This is a genomic window from Thalassospira sp. GB04J01 (assembly GCF_000751115.1).
In the GTDB taxonomy this organism is placed as follows: domain Bacteria; phylum Pseudomonadota; class Alphaproteobacteria; order Rhodospirillales; family Thalassospiraceae; genus Thalassospira; species Thalassospira lucentensis.
Genome location: NZ_CCDX020000007.1, coordinates 41,418 through 65,975 on the forward strand (window position 1 = coordinate 41,418; position 24,558 = coordinate 65,975).

19 protein-coding genes are annotated in these 24,558 nt (G+C 53.3%); 10 read left to right on the top strand and 9 right to left on the bottom strand.

Features of this window, described 5'->3' with window-relative positions; translation table 11 throughout:
• Positions 1 to 90 precede the first annotated feature (90 nt).
• From cysQ to AMM48_RS04900, 4 genes are all read left to right on the top strand, one after another.
• Positions 91 to 906: a 3'(2'),5'-bisphosphate nucleotidase CysQ gene (cysQ, locus tag AMM48_RS04880; protein WP_102783164.1), complete on the top strand. Its 816-nt coding sequence runs from the start codon at positions 91 to 93 to the stop codon at positions 904 to 906.
• A gap of 422 nt (positions 907 to 1,328) precedes the next feature.
• A complete protein-coding gene (locus tag AMM48_RS04890; protein WP_102783166.1) occupies positions 1,329 to 4,757 on the top strand; it encodes an AAA domain-containing protein in 3,429 nt (1,142 codons plus the stop codon).
• 74 nt (positions 4,758 to 4,831) lie between these two features.
• Complete coding sequence (locus AMM48_RS04895; protein ID WP_102783167.1) at positions 4,832 to 5,827, top strand: L-threonylcarbamoyladenylate synthase; 996 nt, start codon at positions 4,832 to 4,834, stop codon at positions 5,825 to 5,827.
• Between the two features lie 16 nt (positions 5,828 to 5,843).
• Entirely contained in the window at positions 5,844 to 7,256 is a 1,413-nt protein-coding gene (locus AMM48_RS04900) for an FAD-binding oxidoreductase (protein WP_102783168.1), read from the top strand.
• Between the two features lie 29 nt (positions 7,257 to 7,285).
• Here AMM48_RS04900 and AMM48_RS04905 read toward each other — a convergent pair whose 3' ends face one another.
• From AMM48_RS04905 to AMM48_RS04940, 8 genes are all read right to left on the bottom strand, one after another.
• Positions 7,286 to 8,197 (bottom strand): DMT family transporter, encoded by a 912-nt coding sequence (locus tag AMM48_RS04905; RefSeq protein WP_102783196.1) that lies wholly within the window; start codon positions 8,195 to 8,197, stop codon positions 7,286 to 7,288.
• A 143-nt stretch (positions 8,198 to 8,340) separates the two neighbouring features.
• Complete coding sequence (locus tag AMM48_RS04910) at positions 8,341 to 9,195, bottom strand: HAD family acid phosphatase (protein ID WP_102783169.1); 855 nt, start codon at positions 9,193 to 9,195, stop codon at positions 8,341 to 8,343.
• A gap of 169 nt (positions 9,196 to 9,364) precedes the next feature.
• A complete protein-coding gene (locus tag AMM48_RS04915) occupies positions 9,365 to 9,679 on the bottom strand; it encodes an acylphosphatase (protein WP_102783170.1) in 315 nt (104 codons plus the stop codon).
• Positions 9,680 to 9,728: 49 nt separating this feature from the next.
• The gene (locus tag AMM48_RS04920) at positions 9,729 to 10,112 is read right to left on the bottom strand and encodes a DUF1244 domain-containing protein (protein WP_102783171.1); all 384 of its coding nucleotides are present in this window, start codon (positions 10,110 to 10,112) and stop codon (positions 9,729 to 9,731) included.
• Positions 10,105 to 10,839, bottom strand: a complete 735-nt coding sequence (locus tag AMM48_RS04925) for an HAD family hydrolase (RefSeq protein WP_102783172.1) — start codon at positions 10,837 to 10,839, stop codon at positions 10,105 to 10,107. Before AMM48_RS04925 ends, AMM48_RS04920 begins: the two co-directional genes overlap by 8 nt.
• 198 nt (positions 10,840 to 11,037) lie before the next feature.
• Complete coding sequence (locus AMM48_RS04930) at positions 11,038 to 12,474, bottom strand: ferric reductase-like transmembrane domain-containing protein (protein WP_158246426.1); 1,437 nt, start codon at positions 12,472 to 12,474, stop codon at positions 11,038 to 11,040.
• Positions 12,475 to 12,707: 233 nt separating this feature from the next.
• Positions 12,708 to 14,711 carry an acetyl-CoA carboxylase biotin carboxylase subunit gene (gene accC / locus AMM48_RS04935; RefSeq protein ID WP_102783174.1) on the bottom strand — a complete coding sequence of 668 codons (2,004 nt, stop codon included), beginning with the start codon at positions 14,709 to 14,711 and terminating at the stop codon, positions 12,708 to 12,710.
• Positions 14,712 to 14,740: 29 nt separating this feature from the next.
• A complete protein-coding gene (locus AMM48_RS04940) occupies positions 14,741 to 16,273 on the bottom strand; it encodes an acyl-CoA carboxylase subunit beta (protein WP_102783175.1) in 1,533 nt (510 codons plus the stop codon).
• Between the two features lie 360 nt (positions 16,274 to 16,633).
• On the opposite strand from AMM48_RS04940, the gene AMM48_RS04945 reads away from it, so the two are divergent.
• The 3 genes from AMM48_RS04945 to AMM48_RS04955 all read left to right on the top strand — a co-directional run bounded on the left by AMM48_RS04945 (position 16,634) and on the right by AMM48_RS04955 (position 20,785).
• Positions 16,634 to 17,617 (top strand): ABC transporter ATP-binding protein, encoded by a 984-nt coding sequence (locus AMM48_RS04945; protein WP_102783176.1) that lies wholly within the window; start codon positions 16,634 to 16,636, stop codon positions 17,615 to 17,617.
• Positions 17,618 to 17,798: 181 nt separating this feature from the next.
• Positions 17,799 to 18,413 (top strand): hypothetical protein, encoded by a 615-nt coding sequence (locus AMM48_RS04950; RefSeq protein WP_102783177.1) that lies wholly within the window; start codon positions 17,799 to 17,801, stop codon positions 18,411 to 18,413.
• Positions 18,414 to 18,490: 77 nt separating this feature from the next.
• Positions 18,491 to 20,785 carry a hypothetical protein gene (locus tag AMM48_RS04955; protein ID WP_102783178.1) on the top strand — a complete coding sequence of 765 codons (2,295 nt, stop codon included), beginning with the start codon at positions 18,491 to 18,493 and terminating at the stop codon, positions 20,783 to 20,785.
• Positions 20,786 to 20,828: 43 nt separating this feature from the next.
• On the opposite strand, the gene AMM48_RS04960 is transcribed toward AMM48_RS04955, so the two are convergent.
• Complete coding sequence (locus AMM48_RS04960) at positions 20,829 to 21,548, bottom strand: ATP12 family protein (RefSeq protein ID WP_244271120.1); 720 nt, start codon at positions 21,546 to 21,548, stop codon at positions 20,829 to 20,831.
• A 283-nt stretch (positions 21,549 to 21,831) separates the two neighbouring features.
• Between AMM48_RS04960 and AMM48_RS04965 the strand changes: the two genes are divergently transcribed.
• From AMM48_RS04965 to AMM48_RS04975, 3 genes are all read left to right on the top strand, one after another.
• Positions 21,832 to 22,866 carry an ABC transporter substrate-binding protein gene (locus AMM48_RS04965; RefSeq protein ID WP_102783180.1) on the top strand — a complete coding sequence of 345 codons (1,035 nt, stop codon included), beginning with the start codon at positions 21,832 to 21,834 and terminating at the stop codon, positions 22,864 to 22,866.
• A gap of 94 nt (positions 22,867 to 22,960) precedes the next feature.
• The gene (locus tag AMM48_RS04970) at positions 22,961 to 23,755 is read left to right on the top strand and encodes an ABC transporter ATP-binding protein (protein WP_022734186.1); all 795 of its coding nucleotides are present in this window, start codon (positions 22,961 to 22,963) and stop codon (positions 23,753 to 23,755) included.
• A 17-nt stretch (positions 23,756 to 23,772) separates the two neighbouring features.
• Complete coding sequence (locus tag AMM48_RS04975; RefSeq protein WP_102783181.1) at positions 23,773 to 24,543, top strand: ABC transporter permease; 771 nt, start codon at positions 23,773 to 23,775, stop codon at positions 24,541 to 24,543.
• Positions 24,544 to 24,558 lie beyond the last annotated feature (15 nt).

Below are 24,558 nucleotides of genomic sequence, written 5' to 3' on the forward strand. Positions count from 1 at the left end.
CTGTTGTTTGTCGTTTAGGGTCTAGACCGTGGCGGCAAAATTCCCTATGCCCTTTGCCATATAAACTTCACGCCAACACACGAGATTGCAATGACCATTGCCCTGCCCGCCGATGCCGATGCCCTTGAAAACGGTTTGATCGAGATTGCCCGTCTGGCCGGTGCGGCAATGATGGAAATCTATAAAACCGATTTCGATGTGCGGTCCAAAGACGATGCATCGCCGGTGACCGAGGCCGATGACGCCGCCGAGGCCGTTATTTTGCCGGGTCTGCGCGCGCTGACCCCGGATGTTAAAATCGTGTCTGAGGAAAGTGCTGCCAAGGGCGATGTGCCCGATGTTGACGGCGAGACGGATTTCTTCTGGCTGGTTGATCCGCTGGATGGAACCAAGGAATTTATCAAACGCAATGGCGAGTTCACGGTCAATATCGCGCTGATTTCCAAGGGTCAGCCGGTTCTGGGTGTTGTCTATGCCCCGGCGATTGAAAAGCTTTATTACGGCGATCCGCGTGGGGCCAAGCTGATCGACGGCGACGTCACCCCGACCATCACCGACATCACGGTGCGCGACATGCCCGAAGACGGGGTTGTTGTCGTCGGGTCACGCTCGCACGGCGATCCAGAGGCGATGAAGGCGTTTCTCGGTGACCTCCCGGTCAAGGAACTGCGCCCGGCGGGAAGTTCGCTGAAACTCTGTTTGGTGGCGGCCGGTGAAGCGGACCTGTATCCGCGCCTTGGCCCGACCATGGAATGGGACATTGGGGCCGGTCATGCGGTTTTAAAGGCTGCGGGTGGTGTGATTGAAAATATGGATGGGTCGCGATTCTGTTACGGCAAGGCCGATTTTCGCAACCCGTTCTTCATCGCGCGCAGCCCATCTGTGCCGGTAAAATATCAAGACTGATCCTTCGCAACAGCGGGCCAAAAACGAATTTCAAAGCATGATCAGCGGCTTGTGCTGTGTGCGCCGCACAAGGCACAGGCCGCAGGTGATTTAGCCAAAAATAAATCGCCTGAAATCCGCAGTTTCCTTGACTTTTTCACGCGTCTGAATTACACATGTCTTGTCGCCACACAACGTGTAGGTGACGTAAATAGCCGCCGGAATCACGGCGACGCGGTCCAGCTTCACCACCGCGGGGCGAAGTCGGGCTAGAGCGTAAATTGGCGCCGCCATTCTGTATGGCGGCGCTGCGCTGTTTGGGATGTACATTCATGCCCTTAATATTGTTTTCAAGCCTAAAATTTGAATGAAATCTGGCGCGAAACCCATTACGGTTGCATTTGTGAATTCATACAAATCCTATAATAGAAGAATTATTCCTCATGCCCCGTGACCCAATTTCCCCAAGCAACGATTTAATTTTCAATGTTCTCGACTACTGGCACAAAATCGAATTTTTCATTCCATTTGATCTTAAATCGCGATCTGATGCTGCACTTGCGCAAGATAAGCCTGCGCGCTGGCTTGATTATGTCCAGGGAGCACTTTCACTCGAAAGTTTAAAAAACACAGAGCTTACTCCTGATAAGGAAATTGGCGGATATACTCTATTCATCGGAGTTTTCGACAAGAATGAAGTTACATCTTTGTGTGAGCATATATCTCCTGCGAAAAAGGATGAAATCATTAGAACCGATGATCAGGAACGTGCGGATATCGAAGGGGAAACTTGCTTTGCGCAAATATACTTGTCAGCAGACGGTGAACCAGCCTTTGAAAATATGGCTGTGTCAACGTTACCTTGGGCAATCGGGAAAAGTCGAAAACACGGATTAAGTTTTCTTTCTATCGACAATTTTGAAGCCGACTGGCAACGTCTTGAAACGCAAATTTACAACTTCCAATCCAAACGGGAAGAAGAGTACCGAAAACGTCAGGAAGAAGATGAAACTCTAGAGAGAAACAGCATCTCATTTTCTGAGATCGTTGAACTTTCTGAACTCATAGCTGATTGGGCAGAGTTCTCTCCACGGGCAGATAATCGCGTTGCCTTTATGGAAATGTGGGTCAAAGAAAAACGACCACAGAAACAAGACGCCAACCCTTCCCCCCCTCAACTCGCAATCAATGAGGATGATGAGTTGGAAGATGAGGATGAAGATGAGGCCCAAGATCAAGTAACCGAAATCGGCATCCTAAATAGCTTTTTCATAAAAGATATCGAACGAGCATTACACAGCATTCTTAACAACCCAGAAAAAACGACCAACCTGCATCGATACATTTCTCAAGAAAATCCTGAAAAAAGAACAAACCTTTTTGACACAGAAGGTCAGAAAGAAATCATCAGACGCCTTTCTCCCACACAAAAGGTTAGAGGCCGCTGGTTTGATGAACCGCATCATATGATGAGTCTTATGCAGCAGTTTTCAATCAATACTGCATTTGATGAGCTGCAAGAAAACGGAATATTTTCAGTAAATGGCCCTCCTGGCACTGGCAAGACGACCTTGCTACGCGAAATATTTGCAGAAAACATTGTCCGCCGCGCTGAAGCCCTTGCCAGTTTCAATCATGCCCGAGACACCTTTGAGAAAAACGCGACTTCAATTTCAGTACCCGATTGCTACAGTAATAAATATCGACCACTGAAGAGGGAGTTGACCGGGTTTGAGATGGTCGTTGTCTCCGCCAACAATGCCGCCGTCGAGAACATATCTCGTGAGCTGCCTCAATCTGGCTCGATCGGAGACTTCTGGAAAAGTGACGAAGCTCCGGAGTACCTCAAATCAATTGCTTATAACATTGCAGCCACGGACGGTGCCGGCAAATTTCGACATCTTCCGGAAGATGAGATGCCATGGGGATTGGTTTCATGCGTTCTGGGAAAAGCGAAGAACAGAACTACTTTCAGGAACAAATTTCTATTTTCCGCCAAAGGATCTCATACAAAACAAAAACCTCATATAGCTCCGCTGGGTCTTTGGGATTGGTTAAAAAATTACGCGGGCCTCTCATTCAGAGATGCTCGTGAAGACTTTCAGAAAAAGAAAGAGACTTTAGATTTACTGAAAGCAGATCTTTCCACCTATGAGAGCCTAATTGAGAGGTTCGGAAAAACCTCTCTGCAACAGTTTCTATCTGTTTCGCAGGAAAAATACGATAGTGCCCAAAGAGCTCACCGGTTACTCATTGAAGAACAGAAAGCGATTAGAGACAAACTCAATCAAGTTGAGTTAACGCTCCGGTCATTGAAAGAGCAAGAACGGCTACTTGACCGAGAGGCGCCTGCATGGTGGGAAAAACTTTTTGCAACGGCAGCGGCACGTCGTCACAAAATTGATGTGCGGCACAATGCCAACGAGCAGCGCAATATAACTGCCAAAATCGCAAGTCTCAATCATGAGCTGTTAGGCGTCATCGAACCGGCTGTCGCAAATGCAGAAGATTATTTACAAAAAGCACTTGTCGACCTTGAAGCACACCGACAGGAATGGCAACAAGCCCAAGCGGAGCTTGATCGTTTCAAAGCTAAATATCCCGACATTAAAATTCCTACTTTCAGCCATGATATTGAGAATGATACATTTCAGATCGCGGGTCTTTGGCATACAGAAGAAATTGCCAAAGCACGTTCAGAGCTGTTTCAAGCAGCTTTGGTTCTTCACGAAGCATGGCTGGCTGAGGCAGCAGGCACAAAGGATAACAAAGGTCCGTTCAGAGACCATATCAATCTGATGAGCGCAATGCTGAGCTCGCCGAATGCGATAACAAGGCAACAAGATGCTCTAGCGATATGGCAAAGCCTCTTTATGATGGTACCCGTTGTATCGACCACCTTTGCGTCGTTTGGAAACCAGTTTTCAGCTCTCGGTCGTAACGCGCTGGGTTGGGTATTTATAGACGAAGCTGGCCAAGCTCCACCGCAGGCATCTGTTGGCGCACTGTGGCGCGGGAAACGTGTCGTTGCGGTCGGCGACCCACGCCAGATCGAGCCGGTTTTTACCGTCCCAACAACGTTGATTGACGCATTATCCGAACAATCACCAGATACGCAAAACGGGATTTATGCACCGAACAAAACCTCTGTGCAGGAGTTGGCGGACAAGTGGAGCAAATTTGGTTCTTATGTCGATAATGGAATGGGAGGCACGATATGGATCGGCAGTCCATTGAGGGTACACCGTCGCTGCATTGACCCGATGTTTTCCATAGCCAACAAGATCGCGTACGAAGACAATATGGTTTTTGGTCTGCCGAGCCATAAGAAAAAGCAAGATATATCGATTACTCAAGATAGTTGCTGGATTGACATAAAGGGGAGCGTTCGCGGGAAACAAACCGTTGATGCTCAAGTATCTTTCGTTGCAGAAGTAATTAAGAATCTCGCTGCGGACGGTAAGCTCCCACAGGATATCTTCGTTATCACTCCCTTTAAGGAAATTCGGCAAAACTTGATTAAAGACCTGAATGAACAAGTCAGAATCCCCAACCGCTTTAAAAAATCCCAATTTGATAAATGGTGCAGAACGTCGGTAGGGACTGTCCATACCTTCCAAGGAAAAGAGGCTGATATTGTCATGTTCATCCTCGGAGCAGATCATGAACATGATGGTTCTGCAAAATGGGCCTCGTCAAAACCAAATTTACTGAATGTCGCCTTAACAAGAGCGAAACAGCGAGTATTTATTGCAGGCGACCCTAGTCTATGGGGACAACAGAAATATTTTAGCACGGCTTTGAAGGGCCTTTCGAAAATCTCTGAAAACGAATTTATAGAGAGGCTACAATCACAAGGGCGACAACTTTAGGCATTCGTCCTTGTCATGGGCATGCTTCATCGCTAGGTATTTCAAGACACTGGATTTTTCTCTGGCGGTAAAGCATGTCTCCTGCCCTGACCATTCGTCCCTATTCCGAAGGTGCGCTGAGCCAAGCGGCGGGAAAACTGCGTGCGGGTGAATTGGTCGCCTTTCCGACCGAAACGGTTTACGGGCTGGGTGCGGATGCCACCAATGCCGATGCGGTTGCCGGGATTTATGCCGCCAAGCAACGCCCAAGCTTTAATCCGCTGATCAGCCATTTTCCCGACCGCGATGCCGCCGCCGCCCATGCAACATTTGATGCACGGGCCGACAAGCTGGCCGCCGCATTCTGGCCCGGTGCGCTCACACTGGTTTTACCAAAACGTTCCGACAGCACGGTGTGCGAGCTGACCACGGCGGGCCTGCCCAGCATTGCGGTGCGCGTTCCGGCCCATCCGATGGCGCGTGAATTGCTCCGTGCGGTTGGCCGCCCGGTTGCTGCCCCCTCGGCCAATCGGTCCGGGCGCATCAGCCCGACCACGGCGGGGCATGTTGCCCATTCGCTGGGCAATGCGATTGGCATGATTTTGGATGGCGGGCCGTGTGGTGTGGGGCTTGAAAGCACGGTGATTGATCTGACCACGGATCGGGTGGTGATGCTCCGTCCCGGTGGGATCACCAAGGAACAGGTTGCCGAGGTTCTTGGCACCGAGGTCATCATGGCCGAGACCGATGATAGCGCGCCCAAAAGCCCCGGTATGCTGACCAGCCATTATGCGCCGGGTTTGCCGGTGCGCCTTGATGCCACCGCCCCCGACAAGGCCAAATACGGCCATGAAATCCTTTTGGGGTTTGGCGATTGCGTGACCAAGGGGTTTGATGCGGTGTTGTGGCTTTCCAAATCCGGGAATGACGTTGAGGCGGCTGCAAACCTGTTTGCCCGCCTGCATGAAGCCGATCAGAAACGCTTTGACGGAATTGCCATTGCGCCGATCCCTGATACCGGGCTTGGGCTAGCGATCAATGACCGCATGAAACGTGCCAGTGCGCCGCGCGCCCCGCACCCATCGCCATAAGCGGAGCGATGCCATAATGACCCGCCCGCACGATGCCGCGATCCTTGAACTGAAAAACCTGCTTGGCCCGAAAGGCTGGAGCATGGAACGTGATGTTCTTGAAACGCATAACCGCGAGGCGCGTGGCAAATTCGATGGCCGTGCCGATATTATCCTGTTTCCCGCCAGTACCGATGAAGTCGCCAAGGCAGTTGCCATCTGTGCCGCACACGCCATCGCAATTGTTCCGCAAGGCGGTAATACCGGGCGCTGTGGCGGGGCGGTTGCCGATCAGGGTCAGGTTCTTTTGAACCTGAAACGCATGAACAGGATTACCGAGATTGACGCCCGCGACTTCACCGCAACCGTGGAGGCCGGTGCAATCTTGAAATCCATTCAGGATGCCGCCGAAGAACATGATCTTTTATTCCCGCTGAGCTTAGGCGCCGAGGGCAGTTGCCAGATTGGCGGCAACCTTGCGACCAATGCCGGTGGGCTTAATGTCATACGCTATGGCAATGCCCGTGATCTGGTGCTGGGGCTTGAGGTTGTTTTGCCCGATGGCAGCATCTGGAACGGGTTATCAAAGCTGCGCAAGGACAATAGCGGCTATGACCTGCGCGATTTGTTTATCGGGGCCGAAGGCACGCTGGGTATCATCACCAAGGCGACCTTGAAACTGTTTCCCCACCCCAAACATATTGCCACCGCATGGGTGGCAGTACCATCGCCCGAAGCCGCACTTGATTTGCTGGCACTCGCACGGCGCACGACCGGCGATGCGATTGCTGCGTTTGAGCTGATGTGCGGTTTTGCCCATGACATGTCGGTCACGCATCTGCCCAATCTGACGCGCCCGCTTGCCAGCCCGACCGACTGGCATGTTTTGATCGAACTGACGTCGTCGCGGCCCAAGGATGACCTGCAATCCTTGCTGACCGACCTTTTGACTGAGGCTATGGAAGGTGGGCTTGCGCGTGATGCGACCCTTGCGCAGTCGGACGCACAACGTAAAAACCTGTGGGCGATCCGCGAAGGCATTCCCGAGGCGCAAGGATTTGAAGGCGGCAGCATCAAGCATGATGTGTCCGTACCGGTATCAAAGGTCCCCGATCTTCTGACACATGGCATGGCTGAGGCGCGCGACCTGATACCGGGCATTCGTCCCTGCCCGTTTGGGCACGTCGGGGATGGCAACATTCATTTCAATTTTACCCAGCCGTTGGATATGGACAAAGCCGACTATCTCGCACACTGGGAAAACCTGAACCGCGTCATTCATGACATTGTTTCTGATCTTGGCGGATCGATCAGTGCCGAACACGGCATCGGGCAGCTCAAGCGCGATGAACTGGCCCATTATGCCAGTGCGGAAAAGCTGAAATTGCTGCGCGCGGTTAAGGCCGCAATTGATCCCGACAACCGGCTGAACCCCGGAAAGGTCGTGTAAACAGCCCGCGACCGCACGCCTAATTTCCGTCATTGCCTGAGTGATATAATACCCGCAACGATAATCATCATGATGCCGGTGAGTGACAGCGCATCGGGCGTTTCGGCAAAGAACAGCACACCCCAGATGAATGAAAACCCGACATAGGCAAAATCGAAGGTGCCGATCATTGGCGATGGCCCGTTTTGATAGGCAATCGCCGCCCCGATGCTGCCAATCAGGATCGAGGCCGCCAGCATCGCCATTATACCGAAATCGGGGAGCGTCATGGCACTCCACGGGGCAAGCAGAAAGCCATCTCGCACCTCATCAGAAAGCATGCTGATCACGGCGGCGGCCACTCCGCCGACCGCCACAAAGGCACAGTTTAGCGCAAGGGAAAGCTTGATCGGATGTTCGGCCCGGCATTTGGTCCGGGTCAGGATCATCGCAACCGCATAGAGCATGGCCGACAGTAAGGGCAGCAAAGCATAGCCGTTAAAATTCCAGGCATCCGGCCGCAGGATCAAGACCACCCCGGCAAACCCCAGAATGACAGCAAGCCAGCCCTTTTTGCTGATCGTGCTTTGGGTGATGGCGGCGGTAAACAGGGTGATAAAGATCGGCAGCGTGTAATAGGTCGCAGCAGCGACAGACAGGGTCAGATGCGGCAGCGAAAGGTAATAGCTGATCCACATCACGACCAGCAAAAGACTGCGCAAGATGGTCCAGCCCACCGCATCCCCAGGACGCAAGGATGCAGGCGACCGGATCACCAGATAACCGACCAGAAACGGGATTGCGATGGCCGAGCGGATGACAAAAATCTGCCAGATCACAAACGTGCTGCTTGATTGCTTGATCAGCGCATCGCCCAGTGACAGGGCGAAAACCGTAAAAATGATCGTTCCCACGGCAAGCGGGATACGGTCACGATAATCAGAGACAGATGAGCTTTTCATGGCATCCAGCATAAAGCGAGGTTCGCGTTGGGCGATAAAACCCTATCACCCTTGCTACCCAAAAATGAACCCCGGATATCGCCAAACAAAAAGGGCGCCCGAACCATCGGACGCCCTTAATATCATCGTTTTAAGCTACTGGCTTATTCAGCCGGGCCTGCCCAAGGGGACATGCTGTCGAGCTTATCCTGACGGCGGGCTTCTGGTGACTTTTTCCAGTCATTGCCAAAGGCGGCTGATTCCCATGAACCGTAGCTTGGGTTTGGCAGCATGAACCAGCGTTCGCCCCAGTAATCGCCATATTTGGCCATGACATCAAGGCGCTCATCAAGCGTGCCATCAATGTCATCGGTGAAGTCACCAAAGTTGTCACCAAACATCATGATCACACGGTAATCGTCGGCAACTGCCTTACGACGAGGTTCTTTGGCCGAACCCCATGTTTCGATTTCACCGCGTAGCATGACGTGCTTTTCATCGGCGAACGGGAAGCCGTATTCCTGAAGGTTTTTGATGGTTGCGGCTTGTTCCGGGGCCTTACGGTTGGACACGTAAAACACTTCGACACCCTTGGCAGCTGCTGCCTTGGTGAATTCAAGCGCGCCCGGTGTCGGGGTCGAAATCGCATCATTCACAAATGCCGCCCAGGTTTTGGAGCTATAGCTGGTATCTTCAGTCACAACCCAGCTCTGATACGCTGAATTATCAAGAACCGTCTCATCAACATCCAAAATCACAGCCGGTTTTTTGGCCATGAAATTGCCGTCCTGCTCAAGGGCGGCGGTCCAGCTGTGATCGCCGATGGCAGCAGGCAGAAGACGGGTCGCACCAGCATAAACAGACATTGCCGTGGCTTTATATTCAACCGATGTCTGAAGCCAAAGCGTGCCGTTCAGGCCATCATTCTGGGCTGGTTCCTGCGCACTTGCGCCAAATGCGCAAAGCGCACTGGTCGCCATGATGGCGGCAACACCGAAGGATTTTGCAATAAATGTCATTTTAGTCTCCCTGTTGATTTCCCGCCCATTGGAAGCTGACCATACAGACAGGATTTAAGCAGCATGCCATTGCAGTGCGGCAAAGAAAAAGCCTTTTTCCAAAATCACTCGGAAAAAGGCATTTATGACACTTTGATAAAACCGCCACGCGGCAATTGTCATGCGGGTTTCATGCGGTTGAACGCTTTTCAAACGACGTGAACCCGTCTTCAAGTGCCGGTTCCTCGTGAATGCGATCAACCAGCGCATGGGTAGGGCCTTCGTGGCAGGCGGCAACCATTGACCGCACAGCATCAACCGAGCCGCAAAATACGGCTTCCACCGTGCCATCGGTGCGATTGCGCACCCAACCGGTCAAGTCGCGCTTTACGGCCTGTTCCACCGTCCAGGCACGATACCAAACGCCCTGCACCCGGCCTTCAATCCGGGCATGGACGGCAATATTGCCAGAACCGGTTGCAGGATCGGGGCGTGTATCGGTCATGGGAACGTCGTCTCCCTACTTGCATATTTGGCGGCGTTATTTGGCTACCTTATTTGGCACCGGGAATTTTGGCATGCAGATGGGCGGTATCCTGAAACGCCTGTTTCTGCGCGTCCGATGCCGGGGCCTGATGGTTGTCTTTCCATGCGTCATAGGTCATGCCATAGACGACTTCACGCGCACCATCATAATCCATGGTGACACCTTTTTCACCCGCCGCCGCCAGATACCATTTTGCCAAACAGTTACGGCAAAACCCGGCCAAATTCATCAGATCGATGTTTTGAACATCCTTGCGGTCCTGAAGATGCGTCACAAGACCGCGAAAGGCCGCCGCTTCAAGTTCGAGCTTGGTTTGCGGATCAAGGTCAGCCGCCGGACCATTGGCAAGGGAGGCCTCTGTTGACATTTCCGAGCCTGCGCAATCAGACATTCTCCATACTCCCGGCTTTGCTGTGCTGTTCAAGTTTGGCGATCACATCAGGGACATCGGCAATGGTTTCGACCGTGACAAACTGGTCGTTGTCGATTTCGGTCTGATCAACCATTTCATGCACCCATGTGATTTCATAAGGAATGTGGATCGCAGCCCCGCCCGACGCAAGGACCGGCAGGATATCGGATTTCATCGAGTTGCCGATCATGACGGCTTCTTGCGGGTCCACACCATAACGGCCAAAGATATTGCGATAGGTCAGCGGATCTTTTTCCGAGACGATCTCAATCCCGTCAAACAGGTCTTCAAACCCGGACCGGTCGATTTTAAGCTGCTGGGCAATCAGATCACCCTTGGTGATCAGCACAACCTTGTAATCAGGATCATCGGCATAGCGTTTCAGCACGGTCTCGGCCCCGTCAATAATCCGGGTCGGCGCACGCAGCATCGATTTTCCGATTTCGGCCAGCCTGTGAATGTCTTCGGCACTGATCTTGCGATCGGAAAGCTCAATCGCGGTTTCGATCATCGACAGGGTAAAGCCCGTCACGCCATAGCCATAGATCGAAAGATTGGCCAGTTCGGCCTGATACAGGCGATCATCAACCTGATCGGCGGGCACATAATGACCAAGCATCTCACGCAGTTCGATATGGGCTTGACGAAAAAGCGGCTCGTTGTGCCACAGGGTATCATCGCCGTCAAAAGCAATCAGTTTATACATAGGGACGCCTCGTTTCTTGTTATTGGATGGCAAGCATACATAGGGGTTCAGCCTCAATTTGCGACCATATGGCAGAGCAAATCGTCCGTAAAGCCCCGTTATCTGTATTTAAGACGCGTGAATGCGTTGGGAAAGGGGTTGAAACCGAAAGCATTCGAACAGGTGAAAGCAAAAATATCCGCAACCGGAAAATCTTGCTTACATCCACACCGACAAAATGGTTGCCAGAACCGTGATCACAACACCTGCCGTCAGGATCAGGGTAAAGTGTTGGCGTTGGCGGCGGCTGATGATGTCGTTCGCGGCGTCATAGTCAAAGCGTTCCATGCGGATGTTGGCATCCAGAACACCCATGACGGCAAGATCATCGATGGCGGCATCCATCATCACCGGCGGGCCGCAGACAAAGGCGACCATTTCAGCGGCATCCCGCCCATCCAGAAGCCTGACAAGGTGGGTTTGGTCATAGCGGGCTTTTTGTACCGTGATGTTTTCAATATTGGTGGGGTCCTCCCCCTCCCCATGTTCAAACAGGCAAAGCGCGCGCAGATCAAGGTTTTCCTGCAACCCGGGCAACTGATCCCTTAGCAGGCGCAGTTCTGCCCCATCGCGCACGGCAAGCAGCAGATAGACGGGGCTTGTTATCCGGTATTCGGCAAGCTGGGCCAGCACCCCCAGCACCGGGACGATGCCAATGCCGCCTGCGATCAGAAGGACCGGCTTGCTGATGTCCACCTTTTGCAGAGTGAAGCTGCCATGCGGGCCATCAATCGCCACCGGCGTGCCCGGCACAAGGGCGGGTACCGTATGGGTCATGTCCCCGGCATCGCGGATCATGAAACGCAGGCGTGGCAGTTCGGATGGTAGGGATAGGATCGAAAACGGATTGTCCGTGACACTGTGGCGCCTGCCAAGCGTCAGCCAGGCAAATTGCCCGGCAGTAAACCGGAATGCCCCATCCTTTGGCCCGCGCAGGATCAGTTCGGCAATACCGGGCGCACGGGTATGAACAGCGTCAACCACAAAGCCCTGTGCGCGTCCCTGATACAGCCGCCAGACATAGATAATGCCAATCGACCCAAGGGCGATGACGGCAAGCACAATAATCGTGCCGGTCCCCAGCGGATCGGCAAACAGCCGCGCATGGACAAAGGAATGGTGGAGCGCCAGCACCATCGCCGCAACCGCCAGCCCCCCGTGCAACAGGCGCCAGATTTCATAGCGCGCCATTTGATGACGCAGATATTTCGCCCACAGAACCAGCAGCAGCAATATGCCCGCCGCAAGCGTGCCGCCAAGCAAACCGGTCGAGGTGATCATTGCCGCAAGGCGCGCAAGCAAGACATCCGGTGCCCAGCTTTGCGCACGGAACATAAACCCGGCAATGTGGCCGACAATCACCAGCAACAGGGCACCCGCCGCCACCCGGTGAAAGCCCATGGTCCGGTCCAGCCCTATCCGCCCGGAAATCTGTTCAAACCGTCCGGATGTCAGAAATTGCAGCAACAGCATCGCCATGGCGAGGATGCCAAGCGCGCGGCCAATCAGCGGGGCCAGATTTTGCCCATGGCGCGCACCACCACCCAGCGAGATCGCGGCAATCACCGGCCCCACGGTCAGAACAAGGTAAATCACCCCCAGCGCCCATCCCGGCAACCCCCGTGGGCGGGAGATTTTCGGTTTTGGCCGAGGATGCGTCTTATGGTCTGTGTTCTGGCTGACTGTCATTGGCCCCTACCCCGAAATATCACAGTCCCGGGATGGTAAATGATTGCAGCGCACCGCACCATGACATTGCGCAATCCACAAAAAAGGGGATTGCCGAAATGCTGGCAATCCCCCGTAAACGTCTGGTGATGAAAGACCGATCAGTCTTCGTCTTTTTCGAACTCGATAATAATGGCATCGACCGACAGGTTTGCGCCCTGCTCGGCGTGGATTTTTTTGACCACCCCTTTGCTTTCGGCCTTCAGCACATTTTCCATCTTCATTGCTTCGAGGATGCAAAGCTCTGTGCCCGGCTGAACCGTCTGGCCTTCTTCGACCGACACCTTGACCAAAAGACCGGGCATGGGCGATTGCAGGAAGTTTGACATGTCTGGCGGGGCCTTGAACGGCATCAGTTTCTGGAGTTCCGCCACGCGGGGCAGCATGACCTTGAAACTGCGCTGAATGCCATTGGCCGACAGGCGATAGCCAACGCCTTCAAGATCGATCTGCACACAGACCGGGGTGCCGTCGATTTCACCGACAAACATCGCATCGCCGATTTTCCAGTCGGACACAACGCCATAACTACGATCGCCAATGGCGACGATGTAATCGCCGTTAACACCATCAAATTCGATATCGAATGCGGTGTGGTCATCGCCCGATACGGCGACCCAGCTTTCGGCAATTTCAAGCGGATGGTCGCTGACCTGTCCGGTGATCCCGGCGTTGCGTTCGGCAATCCGTTGATTGATATAGCCCGCAACCACAATCAGGGTGGCAGGATCATCATTGGGCAAATCATCGGCCGAGAACCCGTTGGGGTATTCTTCGGCGATGAAGTTGGTGGTGATGTTGCCGTCCTGAAACCGCTTATTGGCCATAACTGCCGCCAGGAACGGTATGTTATGCGAAATGCCGCGGATGTAATAGGCATCAAGGGCGGCGCGCATTTCACCAATGGCGTCATCGCGGGTTTCGCCATATGTCACCAGCTTTGCGACCATCGGGTCGTAAAACATTGAAATTTCCCCGCCTTCAAACACGCCGGTATCGACACGTACCGACGCACTTTCGGCGGGCGGTTGATAGCGCACCAGACGCCCCGTGGACGGCAGGAATTCGCGGAAGGGATCCTCGGCATAAATGCGGGTTTCCATCGCCCAGCCGGTAAGCGTCACGTCATCCTGTTTTAAGGTCAGTTCCTGCCCGTCGGCGATCTTGATCATCCATTCAACAAGATCCTGCCCAGTGACCAGTTCGGTCACCGGATGTTCGACCTGAAGCCGGGTGTTCATTTCCAGAAAGTAGAAATTCTTGTCCTTATCAACAATGAATTCCACCGTCCCCGCCGAGCAGTAATCCACCGCGCGTGCCAGTGCGACGGCCTGTTCACCCATGGCCTTACGGGTGGCGGGATCAATAAAGGGTGACGGGGCTTCTTCGACGACCTTTTGATGGCGGCGCTGAATGGAGCATTCGCGTTCGCCCAGATAAATCGCGTTGCCGTGTTTGTCGGCCAGCACCTGAATTTCAATGTGGCGGGGCTCTTCGACGAATTTTTCAACAAACACCCGGTCATCGCCAAAGGAACTGGCGGCCTCAGACGTTGCGCGTTCGAACCCTTCGCGGCATTCGGCGTCATTGCGCGCGATGCGCATGCCCTTGCCGCCACCGCCTGCTGATGCCTTAAGCATCACCGGATAGCCGACATCATTGGCGATTTTAACCGCCTCAATGGTGTCCTTGATGACCCCCATGTATCCCGGAACTGTCGATACCCCGGCATCTGCGGCAATTTTTTTCGAGGTAATTTTATCGCCCATCGCAGCAATCGCGCCATTCGGCGGACCGATAAAGGCGATTTTTGCTGCGTCCAGCGCCTTGGCAAAGGTCTGATTTTCCGACAGGAAGCCGTAGCCCGGATGGACGGCCTCGGCTCCGGTCGATTTGCAGGCCTCGATGATCTTTTCAATGATCAGATAGGACTGATTGCTGGGTGCAGGTCCGATGTTAACGGCCTCATCGGCCATCTGAACATGCAGAGCATTTTTATCCGCATCGGAATAAACCGCGACGGTTTTAATGCCCATTTTGCGGGCTGATTTGATCACACGGCAGGCAATTTCACCGCGGTTGGCAATCAGGATTTTCTTAAACATTATTCTGTCTCCCAATATGACTTGGCGGCTTACAACGGAATGTTGCCGTGTTTCTTTTCCGGGTTCTTGATGTCCTTGTTGCGCAGCATCGCAAGCGACCTGCACACGCGGCGGCGCGTACCATGCGGCATGATGACATCGTCAATGAACCCTTTGCGGCCCGCAACAAACGGGTTGGCGAATTTTTCGCGGTATTCCTCGGTGCGGGCTTCGATCTTGGCCGGATCGTTCATATCAGCGCGGAAGATGATCTCCACCGCGCCCTTTGGCCCCATGACGGCAATTTCAGCGGTCGGCCAGGCATAGTTGACGTCACCGCGCAGATGCTTGGACGCCATCACGTCATAGGCCCCGCCGTATGCCTTGCGGGTGATCACGGTGACTTTGGGCACGGTGGCCTCCGCATAGGCATAAAGCAGCTTGGCACCATGTTTGATGATGCCGCCATATTCCTGTGCGGTGCCCGGCATGAAGCCCGGAACGTCAACGAATGTGACAATCGGGATGTTATAGGCATCGCAGAACCGCACGAACCGGGCGGCCTTTTTCGAACTGTCGATATCAAGGCAACCCGCCAGCACCATTGGCTGATTGGCGACCACACCGACCGTACGGCCATCCATGCGCGCCATGCCGACAATGATGTTTTTGGCGTAATCGGGTTGAATTTCGTAAAAGTCGCCTTCGTCAACGACCTTTGCGATCAACTCCTTCATGTCATAGGGCATGTTGGTGTTTTCAGGCACCAGCGTATCGAGCGAGAAATCATCGCGTTTGACCGGGTCTTCGCACAGGCGCGCGGGCGGGTCTTCCTTATTCGACAGCGGCAGGAAGTCCATGAAACGCCGGGTCTGAAGCAACAAATCCACATCATTGTCAAACGCCAGATCAGCCACACCCGACACGCTTGTGTGGGTGGATGCGCCGCCAAGCTGTTCGTGGGTGACTTCTTCGTGGGTCACGGTTTTCACCACATCTGGGCCCGTCACGAACATGTATGAGCTGTCCTTGACCATGAAAATAAAGTCGGTCATGGCCGGGCTATAAACCGCCCCGCCCGCACACGGCCCCATGATCAGGGAAATTTGCGGGATCACGCCGGATGCCTCGACATTGCGCTGGAACACGTCGGCATAGCCCGCTAAGCTTTCGACACCTTCCTGAATGCGGGCCCCGCCGGAATCATTGATGCCAATCACGGGTGCGCCGACCTTCATCGCCTGATCCATGATCTTGCCGATTTTACGCGCATGTGCACCGGAAAGCGCACCGCCAAACACGGTGAAATCCTGCGAGAACACAAACACCAACCGGCCATTGATCGTGCCATGACCGGTGACGACACCATCGCCGGGAATGCGGTTTTCGGTCATACCGAAATCCACGCAATCATGTTCGACAAACATGTCCCATTCCTCGAACGAACCCGGATCAAGCAACACATCAATCCGCTCACGCGCGGTGAGCTTTCCTTTTGCGTGCTGATTATCGATCCGGCGCTGCCCACCGCCCATGGCGGCCTCGGCGCGCTTCGTTTCGAGTTTGGCGACGATATCTTGCATGGTGCATTTTCCCTGCTGTGAACGGCGTTACGCGCATTTCGCCCAAAGAACGTATTCTAGATCATGAAATAGCATTATTCGGTACTGGAATGCCAATTATTTTTATCACTTGGGATTCATCATAGAACTCTCTGTAAAACCCTGATTTCCCTAACGTCATTGCGATATGCCTGTTTTCTGTGGACTAAAGTCTAGGCCACGTAAAAACGGATGGAACCCACCCCCGACAGCCACAAACGCAATGTGCTGCGTGCTCACTGTCTTATTCTGACGTGCAATCAATGCTATCACTCTTGCAAAGAATGACGTGTGATACGTCGCGACATGAGCCCCCCTTAACGTTAAGTGACCAGAAATTTGATGTTTAAAATCAAGCCCCGCACCACAGAACCAACTGGCGACGATACCCCTGCCTCATCGCTTTGGCGTTATATCTGGCGCATGAGTGGCTGGCATCAGGTTGCGGTCTGCAGCCTTGCGGTTCTTGTTGCCATTTTGGGGATCGCCCCGCTTGAGCTTCAGCGCCGACTTGTCGATGACGCAATCAGCAAACAAAACCTCGATCTCCTTGTGACGCTGGCATCGATTTATGGCGCGATCATTATCTTGCAAGGCGTGATCAAGCTTGGGCTTCGCATGTATGAAGGGTGGCTGAGTGAAAGTGCGATCGCACATAACCGCCGCCATTTGACCCGCCTTTATGCCGAAGATCAAACCGGTCACCACGACCCCGACGATAAAAACGCCAATAACAACGGGCGCGCGGTATCGATCATTGGCGGCGAGATTGAAAAGCTGGGCGGGTTTGTGGGCGACGGGCTGTCCCAGCCGATTGTCAACAGCGGCATGCTGATCTTCGGGCTTGGCTATATGCTCAGCGTCGAGCCGATTGTCGGCCTGATCGGGGTGATCGCCCTGATCCCGCAGGTCGCCCTTGTCCCGGTTATTCAAAAACGGATCAATGCGCTGATTGAAGAACGCGTGACCAAAATGCGCGATGTCAGCGATGAGTTATCGCAACTGGCGCCGGGTAAGAAAAACACCCAGACGGTCGACGAAATCAATGACGGCGTTTTGCGCCTGTTTGATAACCGTATGAAGCTGTTTTTGCTAAAATTCGGGATGAAGGCCCTGATCAATTTCCTCAATGCGCTGGCCCCGATCTGTGTGCTGGTGGGCGGCGGCTATCTGGTTATTCAGGGGGAAACATCGGTGGGTATCATTGTCGCCTTTATATCGGGCTTTGACCGCATGTCATCGCCGATGCGTGAATTGCTGTCCTATTACCGGGTGGCGTCACAGGCCGCTGTCCAGCACAGGTTGATTGCCAAATGGATGAGCTAGACTCCTCATTCAAACAGTCGCGCATCGACCTGTTTACACCAAAACACGTCACAAACCCGCCTTTCTGACGTCCTTTCTTTCAGAACAGATTGAAACGCTTTCGCACGTCTTGTGAGCACGCAGCAAAGCTGTGAATCCTTGCCGGGGAAAAGTGTTTTGGCACCTGGTGAAAGGCAGACAGATGGCGCTTGATCCCTCCCTTCTTTCGGGCCTGCAAACCGCGCAGAAGGGCATTGTCCTTGTGATCCGCGATTTGCAAAAACGCCCCGATTATAGCAAACAGCCCGATTTCAAAACCTATGTGACGCGGTTTAACGCCTATAATCAGGCGCTGCTTAATGCGCTGGCGCAAAGCACGCTTTCAAGCGACATGCGCGAAGCCTTGGTCACCCAGTCCAAGAACGATGTCCTGCCCGATATCGAAAAGCTGATCCATGACAATATCGCCCAATCGCAAATGGGACAGCTCAACACGAACCAAACCATTTCGGCCCCTCTGGCACTTGAACAGAACAAAACCCTTTCTGCTGAACAAGCCGACATTCAGTCCCTGAACGCGCTTCTGAGTGTCGACGACACCACGGATACAAATCCTAAACAGTCCAACACGCAGTCAAACAGCAACGAGGATTCACCAGAACCCCAAACGCGTCCAGACGACACAACAGATTCCGAACCGGTACAAACGCCCCCACCCCGGCCGTATGCGCCGGAAATCATCCCCAAGACCGAGGTTATTTCACGCTTTTCCGAATGGGCACGCAGCCTGGGCGGGGAAGATACCGACGCCGCGTGACGGCGTCGAGCCCCCCCATACGAAAGCACCAACCACAGCCACAGCACAGCCCCCCTTTTTGCCAAAGGAAAGCACCGATGCCAAATTTAGATCCCACCAGCCAAGACTTTTACGATCTCGTCATCGTCGGGCGCGGCTATAGTGCATCGACCTATCTGTTCACCGCTGATCTGAGTTGGTGCCGGAAAATTCTGATTATTGCCGGGCCGGATGCGTGGGAGCATGTGGTGCGTGGGGATGGTATCGTCAATCATGCCAATTACATCTATGCGCGCGATAATCCCAGCGCACGTATCAATCCCACCCCCGAAGCACCCGAGGGCAACAAGACAACCCTTAAGGATGAAAACGCCGCGATCATTGCCAAGGCCGTAGCTTGGTTACAGGCAAAAAACATCACCGTCACCCAACATGACGGGATAACAACAGCAATCGGTAAAAAGGACTATCTTTCGACGGCTAACATCAACAGAGGCCAACTTGTTAAGCGTGGCAATCTCGACATCTATCCCTTTGCGATCAAAGCCAACAGCTCCCAACCCATTTACGAAATCACATACAACAAATGGAATGCACTGCCCGGCGCAAACTGGAACGACGTCGCCGTAGAAGCCCAACCAACCGTCACAGCCCTGAAAGTCGTTTATTGCGGCGGTGCAGGCCCGCATATCGACTATTACAATAATGGGAAATTCGACAAAGCCACCTTCATGGATCTCGATAGCTTCATGCGCAGCAACATTGTCCCGACCCAAGACGGGAACAATAAGATCGTGCTCCTCGGTCCCAACGCTGGTGTGGATGCCGCCGTCAAAGCGATCAGCAAGGGCTTTGAACTCTATTGGTTGATTTCCGGCCCGCAGGACAGTAATCCCGCATGGCTTTCCACCAAACACTACACGACCACACGTGATGATCAAAATCCGAAAACGGGTCAGGATGCCATCGATGATGCAAACGGTTGCATTGTAAATTACCCTAAAAGCGGTCGTCCATCCTTTGTCGGCACGGCAGTTCCAAACAATGCGAACGCCCCCCAAAATGCCCCATACACCATATCGTTTGGCCAAAATGAGGTCTTCAAACGTAGCGACGAAGATACAAAATTCACAAGTATTGAAGTGGGATGTGTCGTCTATGCCACCGGTCAGGCACCGGACAAGGACGAAAAGTCCGGCCCGAACGACATTGTCTCGCGCATTGGCCCAGCCAAGGTACTTGAACCTATTTTGACAAGTGAAAAACTCACACCGATCTATGACACCAATCAGCGCTTTGGAAACTGGTATGAAACAGCCCTTGGCCTGAAAGACAAGGATCACAGCCCATATACCGGGCTGGAAGTCTTTGGCGCGGCGGCATTCGCCCTTTCAGGCGGTAGCAATGTCAAACAAGCATTCTTTGAAAATGCCGGATTTTACAACAACGCGCTCGATACCAGCATCCAGCCCGAGCAAAACATAGGCAACTGCCTTAAAGCCATTCAGAACAGCAGCTGGAACGACAGTGCCCATGCGACGCGCCTGTATGATTACTTCAACACGCAAGACAGCATTCCGGCCGTTAACACGTCCATGACAGCAATTTTGCCACGCCTCTATCTGCAAACGCTTCTTGCCGCCGATCAGCTTGGTGTTGTCAAAAACCAGATCGAAGCGGCAACCGGGTTCGGGCTGATTGCAGCGTCAACTGATACCCACGCGTGGATCGTCAAGGCATCAGCCTTGCAGCAGGCCAGCCAGCAGATCAAAAACGCAATCGACGGCTTACCAAAGCCTGCCACAGCCAATGACCTTGGGCCTTTGAAAGAGGCCGTCGGGCAATATACCACCGCACAAGATGACTTTGATGAAGTCGACAATTCCGTTAACGATGCAGCCGCAGAATATATCGCACGGCTGCCAAAGGACGAGCGTGAAACGCTACAAAAAGAGGGTTTCCGGACAGATCGCTTTGCATTTGAAATAAACTGGGCCGTACAGAGATTGTCTTTTGAAGTCCGCTGGCTCAGTGGCTCAGATGAGCGCTACCTTAATCAACGATACCAACAGGATGTTCTTAAAAAGATACCTTCAGTCCAAAGGCAACTGACCAATCTGCAAGCGATCTTCCAGGCTTCGGTAACGGGCAACATACAATCTGCGATCAATTTCAACAGCATGGACAGAACACAGCTTGCGGTTCTTTTGGCGGCAAAATACCCGGCGATCCTTGCGCCTGATTGGCGACCAATCACAGCACAGATTCTTGAAGGCCGCAGGTTCTCGCCGTGGGGTTACGCACCAGATCAGATCGCCGAAATCGAAACATGGCTTGACGCTATGAACAAAGGCACAAAATCGGTGAATGAGTTTCCCGACCTTGTGACCTAATCCGCGGCACGTTCGAGATAAAGTCACCGCACCAAGAGAATCCTTAACGCACCATCAGCAATTCAAGATACCGCCCGGTGGCGAGAATTTCGGCGCGGTGACGGTCTCGGCGCTCAATCGCTTCGAAGTCTTCGCCCCAGTTCTCAATCGAATATTCTTCATCCAGCAACGCGCATTCGGATGCTTCTTGCGCGCTGATGCGGCCATGCATGACGGCAAGACCGACAATCACGGAACCCGATACGGTTGTCAGGTTGTGCAATGCGGTCAGATAATAATCGTCAAAGCCATCAATCAAACCCTGAATCCGCGCAAGGGCATCCTCGTTTTGGCTGACCGGCATGACGCCTTCGGTCACGATCAGCTCAATGCCAAGTTCCTGTGCGACCCAATCAAGAAGCGGCTGCCAAGCTTTTGCCTGACGTTCGATCAGGTCTGTGGGGAAGCTTGCCCGATAGCATAACAGGTCAGACCGGCCATATCCGGTCAGTTCCGCCACCACGGTTGGGCGATTTGGCCGTACGCGGTCAATGGCGGTGGCCGCACGTTGCATGATCGGCATGGTATGGGGCAGGATTTTTTCGCCCTGCGCATCCCATTCCGCAGCAATTTCACGTGCCAGCACCTCGGACGGCAGCAGGAAGTCTGCCTTGGCCGGTGTTTTCACCGAGCGTCCGTCAAGCTGGACACGCCATCCCGCACCGCTGTCATCAACAGCAGCATCGGCCTTTTTATAGAAGCGATTGATCGTTTGTGTAACCATGATCGCCATATGCCTAAAAGCAGAGTTCGGCGCAAGGGGTTTCAGACGGTTTTACGTCATCAGAACGCCATTTAGGCGATTATCAGAAATTTCTGTATAATTTTTGATCAATTTAACCCATTGACCAAATAGTAAACATCCCTACTCTGCGACGTGAATATGACAAAAGCGCGAAAATGCGCGACAATAATGGACATGGCATGTGCCTTGCTGTGTCGTCAGGGGATTATTTCGATTGCAGGGCTGATAATAACAGTCCGAAATCAGGAGAGGCTTCATTCGTATGACAAAATTCACAACCCGATTTTTTAGCGCCGCACTTGGCGCATCACTAAGTGCTGCGATTGCGTTTGGCGCAACGTCGGCCAAGGCCGAGATGGACCTTAAATTTTCACTCGACTGGAAATATGAAGGTCCGGCTGCCCCTTATATTCTGGCCAAAAAGAACGGCTATTACGCCGACGAAGGGCTTGATGTCACGATTGACTCTGGCAACGGTTCGGTCGGGGCGATCACGCGGGTTGCCAGTGGGGCCTATGACGTATCACTGGCCGATATCAATTCGCTGGTTGAATTTAACGCCACCAACCCGGACCGCGCCATGAAGTCGATCTTCATGGTCTATGACCGCCCGCCGTTTGCGTTGTTCATGCTTAAGAAATCAGGCATCATCAAACCCGAAGATCTGATTGGCAAGACGCTTGGCGCGCCGGTGTTTGACGCATCGCGCAAACTTTACCCGGCCTTTGCGTCGGCAACCGGCCTTGATGTCGATGCCGTCAAATGGGAAAGCATGGACCCGCCGCTTCGTGAACCGATGCTGGTGCGCGGCGATGTGGATGCGATTACCGGTCACTATTTCACATCCATCCTGAACCTGCAGGCACAAGGCATTGGCAAAGAAGACCTGACCGTTTTCCAATACAAGGATTTCGGCATGGACTTTTATGGCAACGGCCTTCTGGCATCGCCGGAAATGATGGAAAAGCATCCTGAAGAACTGCGCGGCTTCCTGCGTGCTGTTGTCAAAGGCTGGCGTGCGGCGATTGAAGACCCGGCATCGGCCATCGCAGCCCTTAAGGAAGTCGATCCACTGATTGACCCGGCCCTTGAGCTACAGCGCCTTCAGATGGCGATTGACGAAAATGTCGTCACCCCGGACAGCTTGGAAAACGGCATGGGCATGGTCAAGACCGACCGTATGGCCAAGGCGATTGATCAGGTTGCACTGGCCTTTGGCTTTGAAAACAAGCCAACTGTGGGCGATGTCTTTACCGATGTCTTTATGCCAGGCGAGGCCGACCGCCAGATCAAGTAATAAAAACTGACATCCGGGGCAGGTTATCCTGCCCCGGCATGCAATGATCGCGCCCATAACACATAACAAAAAACAATCCGGACAAGCAGGGGGAATGACTGCCGTGTCTAAAAGCTTTGTCGAACTCAATAACGTCACGATGCGCTATAGCGAAGGCGACGAACTCGCCCTCGACACCACCAACATGAAGATCAACAAGGGCGAGTTTGTCGCGGTTGTTGGCCCGTCGGGGTGTGGCAAATCATCCTTGCTGAAACTTGTATCCGGCCTGATGCCGCCGACCGATGGCATTGTGCTTGTTGATAATAAGGAAGTTTCCGGCCCGCTTAAAATTGTCGGCATGGCGTTTCAGAATCCGACCCTTTTGCCGTGGCGCACGACACTTGATAACGTTTTGCTGCCGATGGAAATCGTCAAGCCGCACCGTAACCGCCTGCGCAAACATCGCGCCGAATACGAAGACCGCGCGCGCAAGCTTCTGGCCAGTGTCGGGCTTGAAGGACATGAAGACAAATTTCCGTGGGAATTGTCAGGTGGCATGCAGCAACGTGCATCACTGTGCCGGTCGTTGATCCATGAACCCGATCTTTTGATGCTTGATGAACCGTTTGGCGCGCTGGATGCCTTTACCCGCGAAGAACTGTGGGACATTTTGCAGAACCTTTGGATGGTACGCCCATTCACGGTTATTCTGGTGACCCATGATCTGCGCGAAGCATCCTATCTGGCCGATACCATTTATGTGATGTCCAAACGTCCGGGTAAAATCATCGTTGCACGGGAAAACCCCCTGCCCCGGCCGCGTGATCAGGAAGTCACCTTTACCCAGCCTTTCACCGATCTTGTCCACGAATTACGCAGTCACATCCGTGACGTGCGCGCAGCATAGAAAGGCGGGCAGATATCATGAACAAGAAACTCAACCTGCGCAAAGCCTCCCCTTGGCTCAGTGCCATCAGCCTGTTTGTTTTGTGGGAACTGATCGTTCGCATTTTCAACATCCCGCCCTATGTGCTGCCCACCCCGTCCGAAAGCATCATTGTCGGCTGGCAATTCCATGAAGCGATCTGGATGCATGCGACCCACACGCTTTATACAACACTGGTGGGCTTTGCCATTGCTGTCGTGTTTGGCGTGGTGCTTGGTGCACTGGTAGGATCCAGCCGAACGATTTATGACGCGGCGAACCCGCTTCTGGTCGGGTTTAACTCGGTGCCGAAGGTGGCACTGGTGCCGGTTCTGGTCATGTGGTTTGGTATTGGCACGGTGCCGGCCATCATCACCGCATTCATGATTTCGTTCTTCCCGATTGTGGTCAATGTCGCGACCGGGCTTGCCACCCTTGAACCGGAATTGCGCGATGTGTTGCGATCACTCGGTGCAACCCGAAAAGACATTCTGATCAAGGTCGGCTTCCCGCGTGCCATGCCGTATTTCTTTGCCTCGTTGAAGGTTGCGATCACGCTGGCCTTTGTCGGATCGGTGATTTCCGAAACCGTGGCATCGAACGTTGGTGTTGGCTATTTGATGCTGTCGGCATCGTCGAAATTCAACATGCCGTTGGTATTTGCCGGGCTTCTGGTGATCGCGGTGATGGGGATTGCGATGTATGAAATCTTTAACGTCATCGAACGCCGGTCAACCAAATGGGCCAACCGCGCCAATCCGACGAATTGATAAAATTTAGGGCCT